General features: G+C 65.8%; 25 protein-coding genes. 8 read left to right on the top strand and 17 right to left on the bottom strand.

The window, feature by feature from the left end:
* Nucleotides 1–425 precede the first annotated feature (425 nt).
* Complete coding sequence (locus tag VGG53_RS10395) at nt 426–902, top strand: hotdog fold domain-containing protein (protein WP_331517971.1); 477 nt, start codon at nt 426–428, stop codon at nt 900–902.
* Here VGG53_RS10395 and VGG53_RS10390 read toward each other — a convergent pair.
* The 10 genes from VGG53_RS10390 to mftA form a co-directional block, all read right to left on the bottom strand.
* The gene (locus tag VGG53_RS10390; protein WP_331517970.1) at nt 899–1,258 is read right to left on the bottom strand and encodes a nuclear transport factor 2 family protein; all 360 of its coding nucleotides are present in this window, start codon (nt 1,256–1,258) and stop codon (nt 899–901) included. The genes VGG53_RS10395 and VGG53_RS10390 overlap by 4 nt on opposite strands.
* Nucleotides 1,255–2,835 carry a carboxylesterase/lipase family protein gene (locus VGG53_RS10385; RefSeq protein WP_331517976.1) on the bottom strand — a complete coding sequence of 527 codons (1,581 nt, stop codon included), beginning with the start codon at nt 2,833–2,835 and terminating at the stop codon, nt 1,255–1,257. The genes VGG53_RS10390 and VGG53_RS10385 overlap by 4 nt, the downstream gene beginning before the upstream one ends.
* A gap of 207 nt (nt 2,836–3,042) precedes the next feature.
* Nucleotides 3,043–3,651: a helix-turn-helix domain-containing protein gene (locus tag VGG53_RS10380; protein WP_331517975.1), complete on the bottom strand. Its 609-nt coding sequence runs from the start codon at nt 3,649–3,651 to the stop codon at nt 3,043–3,045.
* A 151-nt stretch (nt 3,652–3,802) separates the two neighbouring features.
* Nucleotides 3,803–5,248 (bottom strand): mycofactocin system GMC family oxidoreductase MftG, encoded by a 1,446-nt coding sequence (mftG, locus tag VGG53_RS10375; RefSeq protein WP_331517974.1) that lies wholly within the window; start codon nt 5,246–5,248, stop codon nt 3,803–3,805.
* 3 nt (nt 5,249–5,251) lie between these two features.
* The gene (gene mftF, locus VGG53_RS10370; protein WP_331517969.1) at nt 5,252–6,664 is read right to left on the bottom strand and encodes a mycofactocin biosynthesis glycosyltransferase MftF; all 1,413 of its coding nucleotides are present in this window, start codon (nt 6,662–6,664) and stop codon (nt 5,252–5,254) included.
* 108 nt (nt 6,665–6,772) lie between these two features.
* Nucleotides 6,773–7,516: a mycofactocin biosynthesis peptidyl-dipeptidase MftE gene (mftE, locus tag VGG53_RS10365; RefSeq protein WP_331517968.1), complete on the bottom strand. Its 744-nt coding sequence runs from the start codon at nt 7,514–7,516 to the stop codon at nt 6,773–6,775.
* Nucleotides 7,517–7,643: 127 nt separating this feature from the next.
* Nucleotides 7,644–8,843, bottom strand: coding sequence for a pre-mycofactocin synthase MftD (mftD, locus tag VGG53_RS10360; protein WP_331517967.1), 1,200 nt, complete (start codon nt 8,841–8,843; stop codon nt 7,644–7,646).
* A gap of 2 nt (nt 8,844–8,845) precedes the next feature.
* On the bottom strand, nt 8,846–10,030 hold the full coding sequence (gene mftC / locus VGG53_RS10355) for a mycofactocin radical SAM maturase (RefSeq protein WP_331517966.1): 1,185 nt from the start codon (nt 10,028–10,030) through the stop codon (nt 8,846–8,848).
* Nucleotides 10,027–10,365: a mycofactocin biosynthesis chaperone MftB gene (mftB, locus tag VGG53_RS10350; protein WP_331517973.1), complete on the bottom strand. Its 339-nt coding sequence runs from the start codon at nt 10,363–10,365 to the stop codon at nt 10,027–10,029. The genes mftC and mftB overlap by 4 nt, the downstream gene beginning before the upstream one ends.
* Nucleotides 10,366–10,388: 23 nt before the next feature.
* Nucleotides 10,389–10,514 (bottom strand): mycofactocin precursor MftA, encoded by a 126-nt coding sequence (gene mftA, locus VGG53_RS10345; RefSeq protein ID WP_331517965.1) that lies wholly within the window; start codon nt 10,512–10,514, stop codon nt 10,389–10,391.
* Nucleotides 10,515–10,617: 103 nt separating this feature from the next.
* Between mftA and mftR the strand changes: the two genes are divergently transcribed.
* From mftR to VGG53_RS10325, 4 genes are all read left to right on the top strand, one after another.
* Nucleotides 10,618–11,217 carry a mycofactocin system transcriptional regulator gene (mftR, locus tag VGG53_RS10340; RefSeq protein WP_331517964.1) on the top strand — a complete coding sequence of 200 codons (600 nt, stop codon included), beginning with the start codon at nt 10,618–10,620 and terminating at the stop codon, nt 11,215–11,217.
* Nucleotides 11,214–12,275 (top strand): DUF2332 domain-containing protein, encoded by a 1,062-nt coding sequence (locus VGG53_RS10335; RefSeq protein WP_331517962.1) that lies wholly within the window; start codon nt 11,214–11,216, stop codon nt 12,273–12,275. The genes mftR and VGG53_RS10335 overlap by 4 nt, the downstream gene beginning before the upstream one ends.
* Before the next feature lie 61 nt (nt 12,276–12,336).
* Nucleotides 12,337–12,855, top strand: coding sequence for a sigma-70 family RNA polymerase sigma factor (locus VGG53_RS10330; protein ID WP_331517961.1), 519 nt, complete (start codon nt 12,337–12,339; stop codon nt 12,853–12,855).
* Nucleotides 12,852–14,147, top strand: a complete 1,296-nt coding sequence (locus tag VGG53_RS10325) for a VOC family protein (RefSeq protein ID WP_331517960.1) — start codon at nt 12,852–12,854, stop codon at nt 14,145–14,147. Before VGG53_RS10330 ends, VGG53_RS10325 begins: the two co-directional genes overlap by 4 nt.
* A gap of 24 nt (nt 14,148–14,171) precedes the next feature.
* Here the strand turns inward: VGG53_RS10325 and VGG53_RS10320 are convergent, their stop codons facing one another.
* Nucleotides 14,172–14,978 carry an alpha/beta hydrolase gene (locus tag VGG53_RS10320; protein ID WP_331517959.1) on the bottom strand — a complete coding sequence of 269 codons (807 nt, stop codon included), beginning with the start codon at nt 14,976–14,978 and terminating at the stop codon, nt 14,172–14,174.
* Between the two features lie 175 nt (nt 14,979–15,153).
* Here VGG53_RS10320 and VGG53_RS10315 point away from each other — a divergent pair, with 175 nt between their 5' ends.
* The gene (locus tag VGG53_RS10315; RefSeq protein ID WP_331517958.1) at nt 15,154–15,702 is read left to right on the top strand and encodes a TetR/AcrR family transcriptional regulator; all 549 of its coding nucleotides are present in this window, start codon (nt 15,154–15,156) and stop codon (nt 15,700–15,702) included.
* Between the two features lie 10 nt (nt 15,703–15,712).
* On the opposite strand, the gene VGG53_RS10310 is transcribed toward VGG53_RS10315, so the two are convergent.
* Nucleotides 15,713–16,897, bottom strand: a complete 1,185-nt coding sequence (locus VGG53_RS10310) for an FAD/NAD(P)-binding oxidoreductase (RefSeq protein ID WP_331517957.1) — start codon at nt 16,895–16,897, stop codon at nt 15,713–15,715.
* Between the two features lie 37 nt (nt 16,898–16,934).
* Nucleotides 16,935–17,387, bottom strand: coding sequence for an Lrp/AsnC family transcriptional regulator (locus VGG53_RS10305; protein WP_331517956.1), 453 nt, complete (start codon nt 17,385–17,387; stop codon nt 16,935–16,937).
* 114 nt (nt 17,388–17,501) lie between these two features.
* On the opposite strand from VGG53_RS10305, the gene ddaH reads away from it, so the two are divergent.
* Together ddaH and rocD are read left to right on the top strand one after the other, a co-directional pair.
* Complete coding sequence (gene ddaH / locus VGG53_RS10300; protein WP_331517955.1) at nt 17,502–18,362, top strand: dimethylargininase; 861 nt, start codon at nt 17,502–17,504, stop codon at nt 18,360–18,362.
* 56 nt (nt 18,363–18,418) lie between these two features.
* Nucleotides 18,419–19,603, top strand: a complete 1,185-nt coding sequence (rocD, locus tag VGG53_RS10295) for an ornithine--oxo-acid transaminase (protein WP_331517972.1) — start codon at nt 18,419–18,421, stop codon at nt 19,601–19,603.
* On the opposite strand, the gene VGG53_RS10290 is transcribed toward rocD, so the two are convergent.
* From VGG53_RS10290 to fusA, 4 genes are all read right to left on the bottom strand, one after another.
* The gene (locus tag VGG53_RS10290; RefSeq protein ID WP_331517954.1) at nt 19,600–20,418 is read right to left on the bottom strand and encodes a mycofactocin-coupled SDR family oxidoreductase; all 819 of its coding nucleotides are present in this window, start codon (nt 20,416–20,418) and stop codon (nt 19,600–19,602) included. The two genes, rocD and VGG53_RS10290, sit on opposite strands and share 4 nt — an antisense overlap.
* A gap of 70 nt (nt 20,419–20,488) precedes the next feature.
* Entirely contained in the window at nt 20,489–21,340 is an 852-nt protein-coding gene (locus tag VGG53_RS10285; protein WP_331517953.1) for an SHOCT domain-containing protein, read from the bottom strand.
* 120 nt (nt 21,341–21,460) lie between these two features.
* Nucleotides 21,461–22,651: an elongation factor Tu gene (tuf, locus tag VGG53_RS10280; protein WP_331517952.1), complete on the bottom strand. Its 1,191-nt coding sequence runs from the start codon at nt 22,649–22,651 to the stop codon at nt 21,461–21,463.
* Nucleotides 22,652–22,872: 221 nt separating this feature from the next.
* Nucleotides 22,873–24,937 (bottom strand): elongation factor G (gene fusA, locus VGG53_RS10275; protein ID WP_331517951.1); only part of this gene is annotated, 2,065 nt, incomplete at its 5' end.

The raw sequence follows: 24,937 nt of genomic DNA, 5'->3' as shown, positions 1-24,937 counted from the left end.
CGGATCTTCTGTCCCGCCACGCTTCCTCACTCTCCAGGTCGAGACCCGGTTTCCTGCCGGGCGCTGATCGCCTTGATCGGTCTGGCCGATCAGGGCGCGCGCCCGGTTGTTGCGCCGCTGTTTACCTGTCTTGGTCCACCGGCCCCCGCGGTCGGGTGTGTCGCCCGCACGCAGCCTGGTCCGCGACCGAAATTGGTCTCGTTCCAAGATTGGGACCGGAGGCGCCCGTTTGGACGCCGGTCGTATGCCCGGCCAGGCGCAAACCCGGCGCAAGGCAACCCGAACAGTATGCCCCAGATCCCGGTATCGGCCAAATCCTCCCGACCCGGCGGCCGGTCCGGCTGATCTGCGGTGAAGCCGCCGGCGGCGCGGCGGCGTCAGATCGCCGAACGGCATCTTCTTACTTCAGAGTAGGGTAGCTCGGCATGACGGGTTCGACCAGCACGTATGCGGCCTGGCGGCGGCTTTCCCGCCATCCCGGCGGCAGCCGGCTGTTTTCGGTGGCGGCGATGGCGCGGGTTCCCTACTTCGCCTCGGTGCTGCCGCACGTGGTGCGGATGGAGCCGGGCCTGGCCGAGGTGCGCGTGCCCAAGTGGTTCTTTGTCTACAACCACTTGCACACCGTGCACGCGATCGCGTCCTGCAATGCCGCCGAGGTGGCGATGGGGATGCTGATGGAAGCCACTGTGCCGCGCAGCCACCGGTGGATACCGAAGGCGATGAACGTCGAGTACCTGGGCAAGGCGGCGACGTCGCTGTGCGCCCGGGCCCAATTGGATCCACCGGATTTCACCCAGATCACCGAGGGCACCGACCTCGTCGTGCCGGTCAGCGTGACCGACCGCAGCGGCAACGAGGTGGTGCACGCCGACATCACCACCTGGGTCACGCCGGTCGGCTAGCCGGCCGCCAGATAAGTCCCGTGGCCGCGGCGTACCAGCCCGCCATCGAACTCCAGCACCTCGTTCACCAAAGTGCCGCGTTGATTGCGGTAATGGATGACGAGCACCGACGCACCGCGGTACACGCCGACGATGTCGAAATGAAGGTCAGGAAAGGCCTTCAGTGCGGTGTGCCAGTATTCGCGCAGCGCCGCCTTGCCGCGCACCACTCCAGCTGAGCCGGCCACCAATTCGGCCGCGACCGGCGAAGTGAAGACGACATCGTCGTGAAAATGCGCAAGCACCGCGTCGACGTCACCGCGGTTCCAGGCAGCTGACCACTCTTCGGCGAAGCCGGCCGGTTCCGGTGTGCTCACGATTTTCCCTTCAGCGTCGCCCAGAATGGGCACTGATGTGCCGCCTCGAAGTCGAGGATGGATTGACTTCCCCCGGGCCGCAACGACATCCAGGGGTTATGGTCAGGGCTCCCGTCTTGAGCCGGCCAGTCGGGCAGGCCGGCAGCCTTCGGCGCCCCGTTGGTGACGAAATGGCTCCAGTAACTCATCATCTGGTCGGACAGTATCTGCTGAGCGGGATCGAACGGCGGCGCACCGCCCATGCTGAACAGGTATCGCAGCTCCAAAGAGTGGCTGGCGCCGACCGGGAACGGCGCGTCCCGCAAGAACTTCGGCGCCGGTGCGTGCGGATCGTCGAACTCGTAGCCGTATACCGGCGCGTTACGGCTCAGCGAGTCAGCCAATCGGTCTGCGGGGCAAGCAAAGACGCCGTCGGTGACCGCAGCCGAGTAAGCCAGCGAAACATCGCCGCCGTAATGTTCGGGCGGATAGTGCGCCAACACTGGTGCAGCGTCGGCGCCGAAGATGTCGGCGAGGACGTGCGGATACTCGGCGGCCCTGACTCCGCGACCGAGCCTCGCAGCCCTCAGCGCGGCGAAAAGCGTGAACTCGTCATGGTTGATGCCCATCAGCACCGGAACGCGAGCAGCCCGGTCGCCGGCGACGGCGGCGACCTGGGTGTCCGGCAACAGCGCGGTACCGGTGACCGGACCAGAGAGCGCGTCAGAGTCTCCGATGAAGTAGTACCAGGGCGGCCACTCGAGTCGCGTCGCCGGCAGCGCACGCAGACACGTCGCGGTGGTGGTCGGATTGCGGCAGCCCGCCGCGATCGCGTAATCCACGCTGCGACGCTGTCCCGTCGCCAGATCGGCCTGCGCCTGACACGGCGCACTCTGAATGATCGCCCCGCGGAACAGTCCCGCCGATCCGGGCGCCACCAGGTGATCGCAGACCGACATGCCCCCCGCGGATTCGCCGGCGATGGTCACCTTTCGCGGATCGCCACCGAACGTGGCGATGTTGTCGCGGACCCAGCGCAGCGCGGCCTGCTGGTCAGCCAATCCGTAGTTGCCGACGGCACCCGGCGGACCGAGCGACGGGTGGGCCAGGAAGCCCAGCGCACCCAACCGGTAGTTGATCGTGACGACAACGATGTGACCCCGGGCGGCAAGCCAGCGCGAGTGATAGATGTCGCCACTGCCGTTGACGAAGCCTCCCCCGTGGATCCACACCATCACCGGGCGCTTCTCGTTGTGTTGTCCGCGGGCCGGAGTCCAGATGTTGAGCGTCAGGCAGTTTTCACTGGTCGGTTTGCCCACCCGCGGGTTAGGCCCGGTGTCCTGCATGCACTGCGGACCGGCTTTGGTGGCATCTAACATCCCCGACCATCGCGCCGCCGGCCGAGGTAACTGGAATCGCAGCGGCCCGACCGGCGGTACTGCATATGGAATGCCTTGGAACAAGCGGTAATCCGAGGCGACCATGCCACGAACGGATCCCATCGCGGTGCGCACGACGCCGGCATCCAGGGGGCCGGCATACGGCGGTTCGGCCTTCCGCGCCTTGACGACAGCGTTCTGTCCGCAAGCCGCCGCCATCAGGACCGTCACCAGCAAGACGGCCCAGGCCCGTCGGTGACGAGACGAACGGATCGGCACGAAAAGACAGCCTACGGATTATCGGAAAGTGCTCATCGGATTACACACGATCGCGGAGATTAAACGTGACACGTGTCAAAAAACTGCGAGACGAGCACGCCGACCTGGATTTAATACCGTTGGTCTGGACGACTTTCGTCGGCAGCCTCACGCACCTGCCGATTCGTCATGAGCTTCGTCGAGCTCCTTGTTCTGGGCGCGCTGCACGTGCAGGAAGCCATCCACGGCTGCTCGCGTGCATTCGCGGTAATCGAAATCGGGCAGGGTGGACAGTCGGCCCAGCACCACCGGACCCATCAGCAAGGCAATGGCTCGCGAGCGGTCGATATCGCCCAACTCGGCGGCCTCGGGGCTGTCGAAAATCGCGTCGAACGGCGCCGCGTACTGCTCGGCGATGCGTTCGCGCAACGTGCTGATCGCGGGGCTGTCGGCGGTGCGGCTCTGACGTGATTCCGGCAACTGCTCCAGGTCTCGGCCGAGCGCCAGCCAACTCATCGCCATCACCATGCCGGGCGCCTCGGCAATCGATTGCCCGAAGGCCAGCACCACCTCGATCAGCCGATCGCGCAGCGGGCCCTGTTCGGAAGGCATCGGCGCCGGCGGTATCAGGGCGCTGAAAGCCGCTGCCAGCAACTCGTTTCCGCTCGGAAAGTGGCGGTAGAGGGTGGCGCGGGCCACATTGGCTCCACGCGTGACCGCTTCCACGGTCACCGCACTGGGGCCACCGGTGCGAAGTAGCGCGGTGGCGGCCTCCAGCAACCGAGCCCGAGAACGCGCCGGCCGCGGATCGGTGTTATCGGTGATGTAGACCACCTCCGTCTACCTACGACACCGTGAGTCGACACTTTCATCCGACCTGAATAGGGTAGTCAACTACCCGGCCGGCCCGATGCCGACCGCGCGCGAATCAGCTGACGAACTCCGCGGCTCGGTGCCCGAGCATCGCGATGGTGGCGTGCGGACCCCGACTGGTTATCGTCGGTAGCACCGATCCGTCGATTACCCACAGCCCGTCGATACCGTGCACGCGGCACTGGTCATCGACGACCGCCGTCGGATCCCCCGCACGGCCCATCGGGGCACTGCCACACAAATGCTGCGACGTCGACCATGCGGGTTCGCCGACTTTGGTTGTTGCACGGGCTATTTCGCGAGCCAAATCGCAGCCCCGCTGCAACGCGGCGATATCGCCGGGCTCGCTGTCGTAGCGGTGCTCGATCCTCGGTGGCACCAGTGGATCCGCCGATACCAGCGTGATCCGCCCCCGGGCCCGTGGGCGCATGAGCGCCACCCCGATGTGCGGCCAGTCCGGGTGACCTGCCGTTCCGTCACCCACCATCGCGACGAAGCCGCCGGTATAGGGTCGGATTTCCAGGTCGTCGGCCGTGCTGAGCACCACCTCGAGTACCGGCCGGCCGGTTGCCACCGCCCAGGTCGTCGGCAGCACCCATTCGGGATGGTCGCTGCATGCCATGCCGACAGGTAGCCGGGCCCGCACGTCTACGCCGGCCGCCCGCAGCATTGCTTCATCCCCGACCCCGGAAAGCATCAGCAGATGGGCGGATTCGATCGCACCGGCCGACAGCACGATGCGATCGGCTGTCACGGTCGTCGGCCCGCCTGGTCCAATGGTGTCCACGGCGGTGGCGCGACCGCCGGAGAATCGCAGTCGCACTGCGCGCGTCTGGGTCAGCAGTGAAAGGTTCGGGCGTTCCAGTGCCGGCAGCAGATACGCGGAGCCGGGACCGATCCGAACACCGTCGACGATGTTCAGCGGAACCGCACCGATGCCTGCCGGTAACCCGGCGACGTCGACAATCTCGTTGAGATCGGGTATCCAGTCGAAACCGTGCTGCTGCGCGGCTGCGACGAATACCTCTGTGCTCCCGGCGATTTCACGTGTCCGCTGCACTGGTATGGGCCCCGACTCGCCATGCGTCGGCCCGGCGAAATCCAGATCGGTCTCGATCGCGCGAAAGTGAACGAGAACGTCGGACCACCCCCAGCCGGGTATCCGGTAGCCATCGAAGTCGAGCGGCAGACCGCGGCAGAAATATCCGCCGTTCACCGCGCCCGAACCACCGACCGTCGCGCCACGCATGATCGCCATCGGGCGGGCCGGGCGGTCGGTAAGGAGCGTCTGGTACCGCTGGACCAGCGGACTCGCAGCGCCGATAGGCAACCGCAGTCCGTTGTCGGTCTCGGCGCGCAATGCCGGATCGGTGAGGCCGACCCCGGCCTCCAGCACGGTTACCCGACGGCTTAGGTCAAGGGAAAGGCGGTTTGCGACAACGGACCCAGCACTTCCCGCACCGATGATCAGCACATCGCTGTGCGGCACTGCTGCGGTCAGGACTCAGACTCGAATCTGCGGCTTGAGCGGTCCGATGTTGCGCTCCCGCACCACCCCGTACCACAGGCCGAGACCGTAGGCCAGGTCATCGATTCGCTTGAGCAGCAAGTACGTCACCAGCCCGATCGGCCGGGCATCTTCGTCGGCCGATTGCCGGCGACTGGCCCAGTCCGCCACCCCGTCGAGGACCGCAGCGACCAGCACGACCCGGCGGCACGGTCGGAACCCGACGGCAGCTAGCAACGCCACCGGCCAATAGTGCCGGCAAATAGCCGACGCAAGCTGCAAGGCTGCCGACCAAAGGCTGCGCGCGGCCACCGTCAGGACGTCCCCCATCCGGGTCTCGGTGCCTTGCATGCTTTTTGCCACGCGGCGTCCGGTAAGCCCGGCCACGAATAGCGACGCCAGGTAACCGAAACTGGAACCGAGAGCCATCAGTATCCAGGCCGTCAACGCCCAGCCGGAGATCATCAGCGGCGCGATCTTGTCCGGGTGCCGAACTGACAGCGGGGCCGCCGAACCGCCGTAAAACGCTTTGCGCGCAATCCAATCCCGCAACTCGGTCCGATGATCGTGCGCCACCTGGGCGATCGGCTCGTAACGCAGCCGGGCGCCGGCCTCGACCAGTCGCCAACACAGATCAACGTCCTCACCGGAACGCATGGTCTCGTCGAAGCCACCGAGGTCACGCAAAGTCGAAGTGCGACAAATGATTGCGGCGCTGGGCACGTAGGAAACGCTAGTGTAAGGAATCACCGGAGCTTCCCGGTGCCCGAGGTCCAGCGACGAACGCACGGCTTCGTAGCGAGCGACCAAATGATCGGTCTGCGACAGGCCGACGATTCGCGGGGCAACCAGTGCCACGGTCGGGTCGCAGAAGTGTCCGAGCAGAGCTTCCAGCCAGCCGCGGCGGGGAACGACATCGGAGTCCAGAAACGCGACATAACCCGTCTTGCATGCGGCGAGGCCGGTATTGCGCGCTGCGGCCGGACCGCTGCTCTGCGCATGCCGCAGGATCTCGATGTCGGGATGCGCAAAGGCGAAATCCTCGACACTGATCGGCGTGGACGACCCGTCGTCCACGACGACAATGCGCAGGCCACGCAACGAGGAGACTAATCGCCGCAAGCCACAAGCGTTGTCGCGCACCGGAATTACGATAGTCACATCCTGGTGCGACGGGCCGCCCGCTGGTCGCGGATGGGCAACCGTGGCGTCGAGCAGGGTCCGGGCCAGCTCGGCGCTGACCGCATCGCTGACTTTGAGCCTGCCGTCGGAGAGCAAGTCCTGAGCGGCCGGCGCCAACCGCAATATCCGGGTCGGGGAGCCACCCAGCAAAGCCGCACCCTGGCCCAGCACTCTGACCCGCCGGTCGACCTGTACAGCAAATCCGTCCGGCAACCGCGCCTGGGTCATGAGCGCCACTCCTCAGTGCCGGCTACGCCGGCACCGTCGTCGCCGGCGGGGGTCATGAGCGCCACTCCTCAGTGCCGGCTACGCCGGCACCGTCGTCGCCGGCGCGGGTCATGTGAGCATCCCGTCGGCTGCGGGCGTCCAGCGCCGGATCCGGCGCAGGCAGTCGTCGACCATCTCGGCCAGCATCCGCTCGCCGTCGGCAGCGGTCGCCGTGGTTGGGTCGCCCAGGACGCCGACATCGCTGACCGCCGCGACTCCGCCGCTCCGCATCGAGGGCAGCAGATCGGCCAACGGCGCCGAGTTGCCCGCGCGCCACCGGTCGGTCAATACGTCAGTGGGTGAAATATGCAGCAATAGCGAAGTTTCTGTATGCCCGGCGTGGGCGTCGCCGCCCGGCACAACGCACGGGCACCACGCGGCGTCACGCCCTTCGAAGCGCAGGCGGTTCACCGCTCGGCTCAGCGCCGCGATGTTGCCACCATGACCATTGACGAAGAGCAGGCGCTGCGCCCAGCAGGTCGCCGACCTGCCGTATTCCAACAGCAGCGTGGCCAACGCGTCGGTACCGATCGAGATTGTTCCGCGGAAGCTCTGGTGCTCGCCGCTGTCGCCGTAGGCGATCGCCGGCGCCACCATCCACGCCAGGTCGGGACCGTCGGCCATGCGCCCCGTGACCTCGCAGGCGACCGCGACCGCGATCCGGGTATCGGTGTCCAGTGGCAGGTGCGGCCCGTGCTGCTCGGTGGATCCGACGGGTATGGTCAGCCCTAAAGGCATGCTCTGAAGCCGGCTCGACGTAGAGCCCCCGAGGTCGGGCTGGACTACCACTCGGTGATGGTAGGCCGAATTCACCTGCAGTGCATCGATTGTTGGCGCTCTCGAAAAACTATTTCCCGCCGGCCGTTCACCAAGCCGGGTCACCGTCGCCACGTCAGCCACGTGTGTATCAGCATGCTCGCTGGTCTCGCACTCCGGGCGGCTACGCTCCGCCCGTCGCGGGCGGGGTCGCACCGAGCGTTCGCGCAAACCCGGCCGGCACTAGGACGTCCTCCCGGTTGAGGTCGTGAACCGAGGCTCGGGCCAGACCCATCAAGGCGGAGTCGATCCCGCCGTGAAGAATGTCGAGCACGTTCTCGACGCCCGTCTGCCCGGCGGCCGCCAGACCCCACAGGTATGCGCGGCCGATCATCACGGCACGCGCTCCCAGCGCCAGCGCCTTGACGACATCGCTGCCACGCCGGATACCGCCGTCCAGCAAAACCTCGACCTGGTCGCCGACCGCGTCGGCAACTGCCGGCAGAGCGCGAATCGCCGCCGGGGTGCCGTCCAGATTGTTGCCGCCGTGATTGGACACTGAGATTGCCGAAACACCAGCGTCCACAGCCCTTTTCGCATCATCGAGCCGCATCACGCCCTTGAGCATGAACGGGCCGCCCCACAGCCCGCGCAGCCAGGCGATGTCCGCCCACGTCGGCGGTGGCGTGGCCATCCACTCCCCATAGGCGGCGAAGAACGGCGGTCCGAGCTCGCCGCGGCGGACCTGGTTGGGCACCCGCAGGTCGGGCGGGCGCAAGGTCTTGCCGTACCGCCACAGCCAGCCCGGGCGGCTGATCGCATGCGGCGACAGCCGCAGCATGGTCCTCAGGTCCATCTGCTCCGGCATCTTCGGGCTGCCCCAGTCCCGGCCATGCGAGAACGTCCAGTCGGTCGTCACGATCAGGCCGACGGCACCGGCCTGACGGGCCCGCTCGACACGCTCTGCGATCGCATCACGGCCGCCGAGCCAGTAGACCTGGAAGAACAATTTCTCGTTGGCGGCGATGACCTCTTCGATCGGCTTGCTGGCGAATGACGACAGCCCCATCGCCGTTCCGCGCGCCGCGGCCGCGCGTGCCACGGCAACCTCACCGTCCGGGTCGACTGCCTGAACGCCGGTGGGCGAGATGATCACCGGCAGAGAAATATCTTGTCCCATAACAGTTGTGAACATGTCGCGCTTCTCGAGCGCGCCGACCACGTGCGGCGCGAAACCCAGCTCGCTGAACGCCTCGACGTTGTCCGAGACGGTCAGGCCTTTTTCGCTGGCCGCCACCAGCGCGTCGTAGAGCGGTTTGGGCAGTCGCCGCTTGGCGCGTTGCTGTGCGATGGCGACCGTCTCGAACCAAACTTCACGGGCCACGGCTAGACCGGGCTCTCGTTGCACGGCCTTTGCGGTGCGGTGCGGGGATGCACCGTCAGCGTCAGCGGCACCGGACCGCTGCGCCGCCGGCCATGCGAGTGATCGCCTGCCGGACGGGGCTTGTCTCGTTCTTGGGCCAGCGCCGGCGCGCCGTAGCCCTGGACGCATTCCGGGTCGGGGCCGTCGATCGGCAGCCCGGTGAAGAACTTGGCCGCCATGCATCCACCACGGCAGCTGTCGTAGTGCCCGCAGCTTCCGCATGCGCCCGCCGACTGCGGCTCGCGAAGCTCCCGAAACAGCGGGGCGTCCTTCCAGACTTTGTCAAACCCGCCGTCGGACAACACGTTTCCGGCAAGGAAGCGGTCGTGGATGGCGAACGGGCAGGCGTAGACATCGCCAACCGGGTCGATCAGGCACACCACCCGCCCGGCGCCGCACATGTTCAGCCCGGCCAGCGCGCCCGGTTCGCCCAACCCGGACAGATGGAAGAAGGAGTCGCCGGTCAGCACGCGCTCGCCCTTGGCCACCAGCCATCGGTAGAGATGGACCTGCTGCTCCGCGGTCGGATGCAGGTCCTCCCACACGTCGGCGCCGCGCCCCGAGGGCCGCAGCCGGGTGATGCGCAGCGTGGCACCGTATCGGCTCGCCAGCGACGCGAATTCGTCGAGCTGGTCGACGTTGTGACGGGTCACGACTACAGAGATCTTGGCGTCGGCGAATCCGGCCGCCGCGAGGTTCTCCAGAGCGCGGATAGCCATCGCGAAGGATCCGGTCCCGCGGACCGCGTCGTTGACCTCGGCGGTCGCCCCGTCCAGCGAGATCTGGACGTCGACGTAGTCGCTGGCAGCCAGCCGGGCAGCCACCTCCGGGGTGATCCGCACGCCGTTGGTCGAGAACTTCACACCGACGTGATGAGCCGTGGCGTAGTCCACCAGCTCCCAAAAGTCAGGCCGCACAGTCGGTTCACCGCCACCGATGTTGACGTAGAAGACCTGCATGCGTTCCAGCTCGTCGATGATGTCTTTGCAGTCCTGGCTGGACAGTTCCCCAGGATCACGTTTGCCTGACGACGACAGGCAGTGCACGCAGGCCAGGTTGCAGGCGTAAGTCAGCTCCCAGGTCAGGCAGATCGGCGCATCCAACCCGTGTTCAAACTGCTCGACGAGCCGTGGCACGGTGGTTGTCATACGGCCTCCTTCACCTCTGCCGGCACCAGCATGTTGGACCCGGCCAACACGCCGAGCGCATGCAAGTAGGGCCCCTGCTGCGAGTCCTCGACGCCGACGGCGCGGCAGGCGGCGCGGACGTCGGGATGCTCGGCCAACGACTGGACCACCGCGAGGATGGTTCGGTTCTTCAGGAACGACAGTTTGCGAGTTCCAAAGTGATACAACAGCGCGCCAAAGGTCTCGGGCCGCAGGGCCACCTGGGGGTGTAACCGCCACGCGTGATCGGGATCGAACTCGCTCGCGCCCGCGCCCGCCGAGGATGCGGGCCGGGCAACGGTCCGCTGACCCGCCAGCCCGTGTGCGGGGGCACTCACGATCAGTAGACCCCGCACATCCCGTCGATGGAGACCTCTTCGACCAGGGTCTCGGTGACGAGCTCTGAGTTGGATGTCGCCGGCGAGGCGGCTCCGGCGTCGCTATCCATCTTTTGGTTCGGCTCCATGACGTCGCCTTTCGTTGGATTGGGGCTCGACAATTCGCGTCGATCTGGCCAGAATCTTCGCAAGAATATGGCATCGAGTGCCGGAATGGAAGGGTGGGGTCCTATGGCAGCGCAGCAGCCGCGGGTCGGCCGCCGCCGGTCCACCACTCCGCAGCACATCACCGACGCGGCGCTGGGGCTGTTCGCCGACCGCGGATTCTCGGAGGTGAGCGTCGACGACGTCGCGCAGGCAGCAGGCATCGCCCGCCGAACGGTGTTTCGCTACTACGCGTCGAAGAACGCAATTCCCTGGGGGGACTTCGACGCTCATCTGCAACATCTGAGAGAGCTACTGGACATCGTCGATCCGGACATACCGCTGGGCGAGGCACTGCGAGCTGCGTTGTTGTCGTTCAACACCTTTGACGAATCGGAAACCTCCCGGCATCGGCAGCGGATGCGCGTGATACTGCAAACCGCAGAGCTGCAGGCGTATTCGATGACGATGTATGCGGGATGGCGTGACGTCATCGCCGGCTTTGTGGCACGCCGAACCGGCGCCAAGGCCACCGACCTGCAGCCGCAGACAGTCGCATGGATGATGCTCGGCGTCGCATTGAGCGCCTACGAGCACTGGCTGGACGACGAGTCCGTCTCGCTGCCCGACGCGCTCGGGGACGCCTTCGACGTCGTCCGCGCCGGATTGAAAGACCTGGATCGATGAACGGTCCACCCGACGGCGGGACCCGGCTGCTGCGGTCGATTCAGGTGCAGGGCCAGGTCTGCGCGGGCATGGGTTCGTTGATGTACGGCGACGTGCTGCAGCAGGTGGCCGCCGACGTGGAAGCCGACGGCATCTTCGCGGCAATCCTGTCCGGACACGAAAACGACTCGGCCCGTCTGGCTTTGCCGCTCAGACTGCTCGGCGGGCTACACCGGTTGGTTCTCGATGGCCGCGCATCGGCGTTACGCCAGTGGTATCCGAGTGTCGGCGGGCACTGGGACGCCGAAGCCGCATGGACCGATATCGCGCTGGCGGCCGCAGAGCACACCGACTATCTACGTGCCGCCCTCGAGCAGCCGCCACAGACCAACGAGGTCGGCCGGTCCGCCGCGCTGATCGGTGCTCTGCTCGTTCTCGTCGACGGATTGGGCATGCCGGTAAGGCTTTTCGAGATCGGCTGCAGCGCGGGACTGAATCTGCGCGCCGACCATTTCCGTTACCGCCATCCGGGCGGCGAGTGGGGCTCGTCCGATTCACCGGTGATCGTCGACGACGCATGGCGAGGCCTACTGCCTCCCGCCGCTGCCCTGCAGATCGTCGAACGGCGCGGCTATGACATCGCGCCGCTGGACCCGACCAGCCCCGATGGCGAGTTGACGCTGCTGAGCTACGTCTGGCCCGATCAGCCCGCACGGCTGGAGCGGTTGCGCGGCGCGATCAGCCTCGCCCGGCGGGTGCCGGCCCCGTTGCACCGCCGCGACGCCACCGACGCCGTTGCCGGACTGGAGCTGTCCGCTGGCACGCTGACCGTGCTGTGGCATTCGATCATGTGGCAGTACCTGTCGGCGGCCGAGCAGGAAATCGTCTCGACCGAGATCGAGTCAGTGGGAGCACGGGCCCGGCCGGGATCACCGTTCGGCCATGTGAGACTGGAACCATATCGGCGAACACCCGACGCTCCGGTCGAGTTCGTGGTCCGCGCCCGCCGCTGGCCCGGTGGGGATGACCGACTGCTGGCCGCCTGCTCACCGCACGGTCCGCCGGTCGTCTGGGAATAGCGCCGAAAAATTTTTCTCGGTTACCCGTCGGAGTTCGCGGCGCCACCGCGACGATAAGAGCGTGAGCGCGCTGCCCGACTCCAACGACGCCGTCCGGGCGCTGTTGGCGCTCTATGACCAGTCGCTGCCGATCGTGTACGGGTACTTCGTCCGTCGATGCGCCGATCGCGGCACCGCGGAGGATCTGACCTCGGAAACCTTTCTCGCCGCGGTGGATGCTGCCCGAAAGACGCAGCCACCACCGATCGGGGTGCCGTGGCTGATCGGGGTGGCACGGCACAAGCTCGCTGATCATTACCGGCGCCGGCATGATCGGCTCACGGTGCCGGTGGCCGTATTGCCGGAGCCGGTCGACTCGCTGGACGACTGGGACGCCGAGCTGGACCGGATCGTCGCCGAAAGCGTGCTGACACGGTTGTCCGAACCACACCGCACCGTGCTGGCGCTGCGCTACATGGACGACTGTTCGGTACCGGAGTGCGCCGAGTTGATCGGCCGCACGGTGCATGCCACCGAGGCCCTGTTGGTCCGGGCCCGGCGGGCATTCAAACAGCACTACCCGGAAGGAGGCACGTCATGAATCACGATCCGCTGAACGTGCTGCGCGCCGAAGACCTTCCGGTACAGCCCGATCCGGTGTTCGCCGCGCAACTGCGTTGGCGGCTGGAATCGGCACTGTCTCTGCCCACTGGAACCGAAGGATTTGTCATGAGTGGCACTGCCGCAGCAATTTCCGAGCTGACCGAGCCATCCGCCCCCTCTTCTCCGCGAGCGGTTATGCCGCTGCCGCCGCGCGCCGCCGCGCTGCCGTATCTGTGCGTCGCCGACGCGCGCCAGGCCATCGCGTGGTACACCGATGCGTTTAACGCCGTCGTCGTCGGGGACCCAATTGTGATGGACAACGGACGAATTGGACACGCTGAGCTCGCGATCGCCGGTGGCGTGCTGTATCTCGCCGACGAATATCCGGAGATGGGACTCAGGGCACCGACACCCGGCGCGGTCTCGGTGAGCCTGATGTTGCATGTAACCGACACCGACGTGGCGCTGGAACGGGCGCGGGAGCGTGGCGCCAGGGTCGAGCGGGAAGTCTACGAGAACTACGGTGCACGCAACGCGACGATCATCGATCCGTTCCGTCACCGCTGGATGCTCAGCGGCCCGACAAGCGCCGCGGTTGTCCAAATCCAGCACGGCGACATCGGATACATCTCGGTGTGGACACCCAATGCCGACCGGGCGGCGGCCTTCTACGGGCATGTGCTCGGCTGGACGTCCGATTCCGCGTCGCACCGGGTGACGAATACCGATATGCCGACGGGCATTTTCGGTGTCGACGGAGATCCCACGTTGTTCTGCTGCTACGCCGTCACCGATGTGCGAGCCGCCCGGCAGGCGATCGCCGAGGCGGGCGGCACACCGGGCGAAGTGCGCCGGTCCGACTATGGCACCATCCTGGACGCCATCGACCCACAGGACGTCGCGTTCGCGGTATACGAACCTCCCGCCGACCAGAAACGCCTGCCACTCAACGGATCCGGACCAGGCGAATTGTCCTACGTCACCTACCGCATGCCCGACTCAGTGGTCTTCCGCGACTTCTATGCCCGGGTTCTGCACTGGACGTTCACACCGGGACGGGTCGATGACGGATGGCAGGTGGCGAACACCCATCCGATGGCAGGCGTCGGCGGCGGCAGTGCGCGCCCGACCACGGTTCCGATGTGGACGGTGGCAGACATCGACGCCGCCGTCGCACGAGTCCGCGAAGCCGGCGGCACCGTGCTGGCCGAACCCGCGCGACAGCCGTACGGGCTCACCGCGGAGTGCACCGACGACCAAGGCTCGCAGTTTTACCTCGGCGAGTTCTAGACCGGGAAGTTCCCGATCGGTTGCTCACTGCACGCTGCCGCGGGCCGCGGCCAGAAACGGCGAGGCGATGGCCAGAAATCCGGCCGGGTCCGAGGAGAATGCGACGTGGCCCGTCGGTAGCACTTCCAGTCGCGCTCCCGGTATCGCGGCAGCGGTCGACCGGCCCAAACGCATGGGTATTGCGATGTCTTTCGATCCCCAGATCACCAGGCAAGGCGCAGTGATGCGGTCGGCGCGTGGGCGAAGGTCATAGTCGGGCGCTGCGAAACTACGCCACAACGCCGCTGTCAGCACCACACCGTCGTGGGTGCCCGCTCGCGCCAGGGCGCGTTCCTGGACGACGTGGTCGTTCTCGCTGCCGGCCTTCATGTAGCTGCGGATGAATCTGGGCAGGACTCGTTTCATCACCGCCGGCGCCCCCAACGCCCGGCAATAGAGGTTGGAGACCGGGCCCGCGATGAAGCCCCCGGCGTTGACCAACAACAGTCGTGAAACCCGTTGCGGTTCAGCGATCGCCAGCCGCGCGGCGGCAAAGCCGCCGACGGAGTTACCAATGAACGTGGCGGGCGGCAGGTCAAGTGCGACAACGACATCGGTGAGTACATCGGCGAAGGAACTCGCAGTGGGTTCGTAATTGTCGACTGGCGAGGGTGATTCGCCGTGGCCCGGCCAGTCGAGTGCGATCACGCGGTGATCGCGAGCCAGTTGCGAGATGATCGGGTCGAAGTCCCGACGGTCATGCAACGCGGCATGAAGCAGCACCACGACGGGTCCTTCCCCGCAATCGCTGTAGGCAACCTTTCCCACCCGCGTCCCGACTGTGTTGACCATCTCCCCGCTCCTTTCATCGACCGACCGGTCAGTCAACAGTAGCATCACCTCAGACCCACCTCAAGGAGTGACCGATGATGCTTCGCCAGCCGATGCGCCGTTCTCGGCGAAGATGGCTTTTTACCGAACCCAGGCGGTCCAAGTGTGCGAGCAGTACGGCGCTTAGAGTGCGTGCATGACGGGCGCGCGCAAGGAGGCGATGGCCAGAACCCGAGAATCGCTCATCGACGCGGGCCTGCGACTGGCCGAGCGGACCGGCCTGACCGGGTTGAGCATCAATCTCATCGTCGCCGACGCCGGGGTGGCAAAAGGCACCTTCTTTCATCACTTCGGCGACCGTGCCTCCTATCTGCTTGCGCTGCACCGTGAATTCCATGAACGTTTGGCCACTCAGATCCAAGCCGTGATCGCCGGCATGCCGCCGGGCCGCGATCGCCTCATCGCCGTCGCGGACACCTACCTGGACGGCTGCCTGCACGACCGCGGTGTGCGGGCCCTGCTCCTGGAGGCCCGCGCGGAACCCGCGGTCACCGACGAAATCACTCGGCGCAACCAAGCCAGCGCCGAGTTGTGCCGATCGGACTTCGCCGCATTACAAAGTCCACACCCCTATGAGAGAGCGCAGTTGTGGGTCGGCATGCTCGCGGAAGCCGCGCTCATCGAACACCAGGCCGGGACAGCACTTCCGGCTCTGCGCGAGGCAGTCGGCCAGTTCTTGGGTTGAACTCGCCGCCTTACCCCAGCACTTCCGAAATAGGCGCCGCGGCAGCGATTTTCGCGCGCGACTTCATGACCTTGGCAGGCATACCACCGCCGACGACACCGGCCACGACGCCGTCCCGCTCGTAGTAAGCGAGAAACTTACGGCCGTCGTCCTCGACGATGTGCACCGTGTCGGTGGCGACCGGCTCGCCCAGGCATTGGATCTTGACGTCGTACTGATCGCTCCAGAAGTACGGGACGACGACGTTGGTCGGTGCGTCCTGGCCGAGCATCGAGGGCACGACGACCCGGGCCTGTTCGGCGACATTGCTCCAATGTTCCACGCGCGCTTGGTGTCCCTTCGGGTCGCGCCAGGACGCGACATCACCGAGCGCCCATACGTTGGGCGCACTGGTCCGGCCGGCCGCGTCGCAGATCACGCCATTGTCGACCTCGATACCGCTGCCGTCGAGCCAATCGGTCGCCGGCCGGGAACCGATGCCCACCACCACCAGGTCCGCGCTCACCTCAGCGCCGTCGGTCAGTCGCACGGCCTCGACGTGATCACCGCCCTGGATCTCAGCCACGCCGACGTCGGTGCGCACGTCGACACCTTCTGCCCGATGCAGCCGTGCCACCAGTGCACCGATCTGTTCCCCAAGGACCCCTGCCAGCGGCGCGGGCTGCGGCTCGACCAGTACGACGTCGACTCCCAAACCACGCAGACTGGCTGCCACTTCACAGCCGATGAACCCCGCGCCCACCACCACCGCGTGCCGCGCTTCCGACGCGTGTCGGCGCAGGGCCAGACTTTCGTCGAACGAACGCAGCACCCGGATACCGTCCAAGTCCGGGAACGCCGGAATGCGCCGCGGCACCAGGCCTGTCGCGATGACGAGTTCGTCGTAGCCGAGCGTTGATCCGTCGTCGAGCCTCACCGTCTGCGCTTCGGTGTCGATGCCGGTGGCCGCCGACCCCAGCCGCAGGGTGATGTTTCGCTCGTCGTAGAACTCGCGCGGCTTGAGCGTCACGTCGTCGACTTCGCTGCGCAGCAGCTCCTTCGACAGCGGGGGGCGGTCATACGGCAAATGGACCTCGTCGCTGACGATGGTGACCGAACCGGTGAAGTTCGCCCTCCGCAATTGCTCGGCGGTCCGGGTCGCGGCGAGTCCCCCGCCGACGATCAGAATTCCGTTGCCGCTTGAGCTAGTGATCATTTGGAGTTCATACACGACTGCGGGGGCGCACAGTCGCTCACCCCTGCGCGCGTGACCGGTCGATGAGGTTCGACAGCACGACGATGCTCTCACTGCGTTCGATCTCGGCGCTGGTCCGGATCCGCTCCAGGGCGTCTTCCAGATGCCGCATGTCGCGCGCCAACACCCGCAGCATGGCGTCGGCGGTGCCGGTTACCGTTGCGGCGCTGACGACTTCGGGAATGTCGATCCAGGCGCGCCGCAGCTCTTCGGGCGAGATCCGGCCGTGGCAGAAGACCTGCACGTAGGCCTCGGTGTTCCAGCCCACGGCAGTGCGATCGATGACGGTGGTGAATCCCCGGATCACACCACAGTCCAGCATCCGGTCGACGCGACGCTTGACCGCCGGGGCCGACAAGCGCACCCGCTCACCGATTTCGGCGAACGTCGCCCGGGCATGCTGGGCGAGTTGCGCGAGAATCTGCTCGTCGATGCTGTCCAACCGGTCCATCGCACCTCCTGCCACAACAGACTCCCGAATTATGGCATTTCGCGCAATAAAAGTGGGCTGTACACGCAACAACATTCGATAGATTGTTCTACACCCGTCCCATACCGTTGATTTATGACGATGTTCGCGGAGTCGGGGACCGCTAGCCGGCAGCACACCGCCCCCACGACCGGCCGGCGGGCGCGGCTTCGGCACTACGTCATGACACCTCCGCAATTCTTCGCGGTCGACTACGCGATCAATCCGTGGATGGACACCGCCAACCCGGTCGACAGGGGCGTCGCGATAGCTCAGTGGCAACACCTGCACGACGTCTACTTGCAGCTAGGACACCTCGTCGACCTGGTCGATCCGGTGCCTGGCCTGCCCGACATGGTCTATGCCGCCAACGGCGGGTTGATACTCGGCGACACCGCAGTCGTCGCACGCTTCAAATACCCTCAGCGTCAACATGAGTCACTCGCCTATGCGGAGTGGCTGAGGTCGCACGGATACCACCCCCTACAGACTCAGCACGTCAACGAAGGTCAGGGCGATCTGCTCCCGGTGGGCGAGGTGATCCTGGCCGGTACGGGTTTTCGGACCGACCCTCGTGCCCACGCCGAGATCGCCGCGATCTTCGGACGGCGTGTCGTCAGCCTGCAACTGGTCGACCCGCGCTTCTACCATCTCGATACGGCGCTGACCGTCCTCGACGACACGACGATCGCCTACTACCCGCCCGCCTTCACCGGACCCGCACAAGTGCAACTGAAAACGCTGTTTCCCGACGCGATCGTGGTCGAGAGTGCCGACGCCTTCGTATTTGGTCTCAACGCCGTCTCGGACGGCCGCCATGTCGTACACCCGGCAGCCGCCGTCGGCTTTGCCGGGCAGTTGGCCGACGCCGGCTTCGAACCCGTCGGTATCGAGATGTCCGAGTTGCTCAAGGGTGGCGGCTCGGTCAAATGCTGCACGTTGGAGGTGTTTTCGTGACAGTCCTGCAAGCCACGACGGCCAGCCCCGGCGCATTGACCGCGTCGGCGATCGCGATGGACGAGCACTACACCGCACACAACTACTCACCGCTGCCGGTGGTGGCCGCCAGCGCCGAGGGATGCTGGATCACCGACGTCGAGGGCCGCCGCTACCTGGACTGCCTGGCCGCGTATTCGGCGGTGAATTTCGGGCATCGCAACCCTGAGATCACCGCGACCGCCCATGCCCAGCTCGACGTCATCACCTTGGTCAGCCGTGCATTTCACGCCGAAGCACTCGGGCGGTTTTGCGCCGCGCTGGCGACGCTGTGTGACAAGGACATGGTGTTACCGATGAACAGCGGCGCCGAGGCGGTCGAAAGCGCGATCAAGGTCGCCCGTAAATGGGGCGCCGACGTCAAGGGCGTCCCGGCTGGTCAGGCGAATATCGTGGTGGCGGACAACAACTTTCACGGCCGGACCATCAGCATCGTCAGCTTCTCGTCCGACGAGACGGCGCGAAGCGGCTTCGGGCCGTTCACGCCGGGGTTCCGTTCGGTCCCCTTCGGTGACGCCGACGCGCTGGCCGGCGCGATCGACGAACACACCGTCGCGGTGCTGCTCGAGCCGATACAAGGCGAAGCCGGCGTCATCGTGCCACCGGAACACTACCTGTCGGCGGTGCGCGAAATCTGCACAGCCCGAGACGTTCTGCTGATCGTCGATGAAATCCAGTCAGGACTGGCCCGCACCGGGCGTACCTTCGCCTGCGATCACTGGGATGTGGTGCCCGACATGTATCTCCTCGGCAAGGCATTGGGCGGCGGCGTGGTCCCACTGTCCGCGGTGGTGGCCAATCGTGAGATCCTGGGGGTGCTGCATCCCGGTGAGCATGGGTCGACCTTCGGGGGTAACCCCTTTGCAGCAGCGATCGGCACCACTGTGGTCTCGATGCTTCGCCGCGGCGAATTCCAAGACCGCGCGGCACGACTGGGCGCACGCCTGCACTGGCGGCTCAAAGCGTTGATCGGGCACGGGGTGATGGCGGTGCGCGGTCGCGGATTGTGGGCCGGCGTCGACATCGACCCGGCACTCGGCAGCGCGAAACAGCTCAGCCTGCGGCTTGCCGAACGCGGCGTCCTGGTCAAGGACACCCACGGATCAACGCTGCGTCTCGCGCCGCCGCTGGTGATCACTGCGACGGAAATCGATTGGGCCGTCGACCGATTCGCCGAAACCCTGGCGGAGATGGCGAGCTAGTATTTCAGCACGCCCTTGTCGACCGGGATCTGCGCTCCGGTCAACGTGCCCGAGCCGTCCCCGGCGAGCCAAAGCACGACGTCGGACACCTCGGCTGCGCCCATGAACCCGTTGGGCTGCAGCGGCATCGGCCCGAAGCTGTGGATGAAGTGAGGGTGCTTTGCGAACACCTGCATCATCAGATCCGGCTCGATCATCGGCGTGTCGACGGAGTAGGGGTGGATGGAGTTCACCCGGATACCGAACTCGCTCAGCTCAATTGCCAACGTGTTTGTCAGTGCGGTCAGCCCGTGCTTGGACGCCGAGTAATGCCCGTTGCCCGGCGTCGCCTTCAGCCCGGCCGATGAGCTGACCACGATGACGGCCCCGCCGTTGCCGGCTTCGATCATCGCCGGCACGACCGCGCGGACGGTGCGAAACGTGCCGGTCAGATTCACCCCGACGACGCTGTCCCACTGTTCGTCGGTGAGCTCCCACACCCGTCCCCAACTGAGTACACCGGCGTTGGCGATCAGGATGTCGAGGCGGCCGAACTCCTCGACGCCGTCGGCGACCAGCTGACGCAACCCGCCGTCGTCGCGGATGTCGACCTCCCGGGCCAACACCTTGCGTCCCTCGGCTTCCACCGCCCGGACCGTCTCCGCCAGATCCTCCGGGGTGGCCGCGGGATAGCTGATTGTGTCGGACACTGGCGCGCAGATGTCCAGGGCGATGATGTCGGCGCCCTCGCGTGCCAGCCGGGCCGCGTGGGCGCGCCCTTGGCCGCGCGCGGCACCGGTGATGAACGCCACCCGCCCTTGTAAGGTTCCCGACACAGCAGCCCCTTTCGCCGACTGCGGATCAGGCTAGCAGCGAAACTGAAACGTGTTCTAATCGCCCGTCGGGTCAGAGGTCGGCGATGATCTTCTGCCGCGTCGCGGCGTACTCGGCGTCCGAGAGCGCACCGCTGACATGCAACTTGTCCAGCTCCTCGAGTCGCTCGGCCACCGAGGACTGCGGCGGCGCGGCAACCCCGCCAGTGCCCGCCGACGCGGGCTGCTGGGTGGCGCCGGCACGGCGGACCACAGCCAATACCTGCTGGCGTACCGCGGGATAGGAGCGCAGGTCGACGGCGCCGCCCAACGGCAGGTTGTTGGCTTTGTAGATCTGCATGATCTCCATCAGCGGGCCGGCCTGTCCGCTCAAATCGTAGGTCGTGTTGTCTTCGGCGACGGCGATCTGCGCGGGCACCACACCTGCGACCAATCCGCTTGCCTGCCAATCGATCTCGTAAACATGCGTATTGGGGTCCACCAGCACCACGAGTTTGCGTGCCGTCACGATCGCCTGCTTGGAGACGTCGACGGTCACTCGCTTTCGGTCGCTGAAATCGAATCCGGGCCCGGTGATGCGCAGATCCAGATTGACCACCGGACGTTCGTTGATGCGCATGCCGGTTTCCTGCAGACCCTGGATCTGCGCCATGGTCAGCACCCCGGTCTGGTGCAGGGTCGCGCTCTTGGCCGAGGACCGAACGCCACGGTCGGCCAGCCACAGTGCGACGAGCACGTCGACGACAGTGATCAGCAGTCCGGCCCAGAGCATCCACGACGTGTTGCTCGCCCACATCGACTCGGCACCCGGGCCGAAAGATCCCAGCAGGTTGGGCAGCATGAAGTACGCGACGATCCAGATCGGGCCGAGCACCCCGCCGCACAGCAGAACGATGATCTGGGCTTTGATATAGCGCGCTAGCATCGATGCTCCCGTCGGCGGCCGATCGATGACGCGTCAGCGTATCGCTGCTCGGACGGAAATAGGGTCTGGACGCAAAAACGGCGCCCACCCTCTCGGGGTGAGCGCCGCTTTGCTGTCGAGCTACTTGTTGATTTTGGTGACCCGGCCGGCGCCGACGGTGCGGCCGCCCTCACGGATCGCGAACCGCAGACCGTCGTCCATGGCGACGGGCTGGATCAGCTTCACCGAGATCTCGGTATTGTCACCGGGCATCACCATCTCGGTGCCCTCCGGCAACGTCACCACACCGGTCACGTCGGTGGTGCGGAAGTAGAACTGGGGCCGGTAGTTGTTGAAGAACGGCGTGTGCCGACCGCCCTCGTCCTTGGACAGGATGTAGACCTGACCCTCGAAGTCGGTGTGCGGCGTGGTGGTGCCGGGCTTCACGACCACCTGGCCGCGCTCGACGTCCTCACGCTTGATACCACGCAGCAGCAGCCCGACGTTGTCACCAGCCTGGCCCTGGTCGAGCAGCTTGCGGAACATCTCCACACCGGTGACGGTGGTCTTGGTGCTGGCCGGCTTGATGCCGACGATCTCGACTTCCTCGTTGACGTTGATGACGCCACGCTCGACACGGCCGGTCACCACGGTGCCACGACCGGTGATGGTGAACACGTCCTCGACGGGCATCAGGAACGGCAGCTCGGTCTCGCGGACCGGGTCCGGAATCGACTCGTCGACCGCGTCCATCAGCTCCTCGACGGACTTGACCCACTTCTCGTCGCCCTCGAGGGCCTTGAGCGCCGACACCTTGATGACGGGGGCGTCCTCGTCGAACTCCTGGGCGGCCAGCAGTTCGCGGACCTCGAGCTCGACGAGCTCCAGCAGCTCCTCGTCGTCGACCATGTCGGCCTTGTTCAGCGCGACCAGGATGTAGGGCACCCCGACCTGACGGGCCAGCAGCACGTGCTCGCGGGTCTGCGGCATCGGGCCGTCTGTGGCGGCGACCACCAGGATCGCGCCGTCCATCTGGGCGGCACCGGTGATCATGTTCTTGATGTAGTCAGCGTGACCCGGCGCGTCGACGTGCGCATAGTGGCGCTTCTCGGTCTGGTACTCCACGTGGGAGATGTTGATGGTGATACCGCGCTGACGCTCTTCGGGCGCGTTGTCGATCTGATCGAACGCGCGCGACTCGTTGAGTGCCGGGTACTTGTCATGCAGGACCTTGGTGATAGCCGCGGTCAACGTGGTCTTGCCGTGGTCAACGTGACCGATGGTCCCGATGTTGACGTGCGGCTTCGTCCGCTCGAACTTCGCCTTCGCCACTTCTGTGTCCTCCTGGACTTGTTGGTGCTTGTTAAAGCAGTGTTGTTATTTCAGTTGTGCCGCGGTCGTGACCGGGCAAGGGTACTCCCAGCAAATTCTGGTCGTTTACTCGCCCGTCGCCTTCGCTTCGGTCGATTGCTCGTCGCCGGCCTCATGAGCTTCTGCTGATTGCTCGCTCCTCACTCGTGAGCTTGCGCTCGCTCGCCGTCGCCTCGCGGCGCTCACTCGCCCGTCGCCTTCGCGATGATCTCCTTCGACACGTTCGCCGGAACTTCGGCGTAGGAGTCGAACACCATGGAGTAGTTCGCCCGGCCTTGAGTCTTCGACCGCAGGTCGCCGACGTAGCCGAACATCTCCGACAGCGGCACGTGCGCCTTGACCACGCGCGCACCGCTGCGCTCCTCCATGGCCTGGATCTGGCCACGGCGAGAGTTGAGGTCGCCGATCACGTCACCCATGTAGTCCTCGGGGGTGGTGACCTCGACAGCCATGATGGGTTCCAGGATTACCGGCTGTGCTTGATGTGCAGCCTTTTTCAGCACCTGCGAACCGGCGATCTTGAATGCCATCTCCGACGAGTCGACGTCGTGGTAGGCGCCGTCGAGCAGGATGACCTTCACGTTCACCAGCGGGTAACCGGCCAGCACGCCGTACTGCATGGCGTCTTGCGCGCCGGCGTCCACCGACGGGATGTACTCCCGCGGAATGCGCCCACCGGTGACTTTGCTCTCGAATTCGTAAGTCGCGCCGTCCTCGCTGGTGAACGGCTCCAGGCTGATGATCACCTTGGCGAACTGGCCCGAGCCACCGGTCTGCTTCTTGTGGATGAACTCGACCTTTTCCACGATCCGCTTGATGGTCTCCTTGTAGGCCACCTGCGGCTTGCCGACGTTGGCCTCGACCTTGAATTCCCGGCGCATGCGGTCCACCAGGATGTCCAGGTGCAACTCGCCCATGCCGCCGATCACGGTTTGGCCGGTTTCGACGTCCTGGTGAACCTTGAAGGTTGGGTCCTCTTCGGCGAGCTTTTGGATGGAAAGGCTCAGCTTCTCCTGGTCGCTCTTGGTCTTGGGCTCGATGGCCACCTCGATGACCGGGTCGGGGAAGGTCATCGACTCCAGCACGATCTGGTTGTTGGGGTCGCTCAACGTGTCACCGGTGGTGGTGTCCTTCAGACCGATCACGGCGTAGATGTGACCGGCCGATGCGGTCTCCACCGGGTTCTCCTTGTTGGAGTGCATCTGGAACAGCTTGCCCAGCCGCTCCTTCTTGCCCTTGGTGGCGTTGATGACCTGGCTACCGGAGTCGACTTTGCCGGAGTACACCCGGACGTAGGTCAGCTTGCCGAAGAACGGGTGGGTGGCGACCTTGAACGCCAGCGCCGAGAACGGCTCGTCGGTCGACGGGTCGCGGGTGATCAGCTCGTCTTCTTTGCCGGGCACGTGGCCTTCGGCAGGCGGCACGTCCAGCGGCGACGGGAGGTAGTCGATGACGGCGTCCAGCATCGGCTGCACGCCCTTGTTCTTGAACGCGCTCCCGCACAACACCAGGTAGGCCTCGGAGCTGATGGTCAGCTTGCGCAGCGCGCCTTTGATCTCGGCGACTGACAGTTCCTCGCCGCCGAAATACTTCTCCAGCAGCGACTCGTCGGTCTCGGCGACGGCCTCGAGCAGCTTGGTGCGGTACTCGTCGGCCTGCTCGGCCAGCTCGGCCGGAATCTCGATGGTGTCGTAGGTCTCGCCCAGCTTCGTCTCGCCGCGCCAGACCTTCGCGTTCATCTCGACCAGGTCGACGATGCCTTCGAAGTCGCCCTCGGAGCCCACCGGAAGCTGGATCGGAATCACGTTGGCGCCCAGGCGCTCCTCCATGGTCCTCACCGAGAAGTAGAAGTCGGCGCCGACCTTGTCCATCTTGTTGACGAAGCAGATCCGCGGGACGTCGTATTTGTCGGCCTGCCGCCAGACCTGCTCGGACTGCGGCTCGACACCCTCTTTGCCGTCGAAGACGGCCACAGCACCGTCAAGCACTCGCAGGCTGCGCTCCACCTCGACGGTGAAGTCGACGTGCCCGGGGGTGTCGATGATGTTGATCTGGTTGTCTTTCCAGAACGTCGTGGTAGCCGCGGAGGTGATGGTGATCCCGCGTTCCTGCTCCTGCTCCATCCAGTCCATGGTGGCGGCGCCGTCGTGCACCTCACCGATCTTGTAGCTGATACCGGTGTAGTAGAGGATGCGCTCGGTCGTCGTCGTCTTGCCGGCGTCGATGTGCGCCATGATTCCGATGTTG

Origin of the sequence: Mycobacterium sp. (genome assembly GCF_036490025.1) — a bacterium.
In the GTDB taxonomy this organism is placed as follows: domain Bacteria; phylum Actinomycetota; class Actinomycetes; order Mycobacteriales; family Mycobacteriaceae; genus Mycobacterium.
The sequence above is the reverse complement of the archived record's forward strand: the minus strand, read 5'-3'. Positions and strand labels throughout refer to the sequence as shown.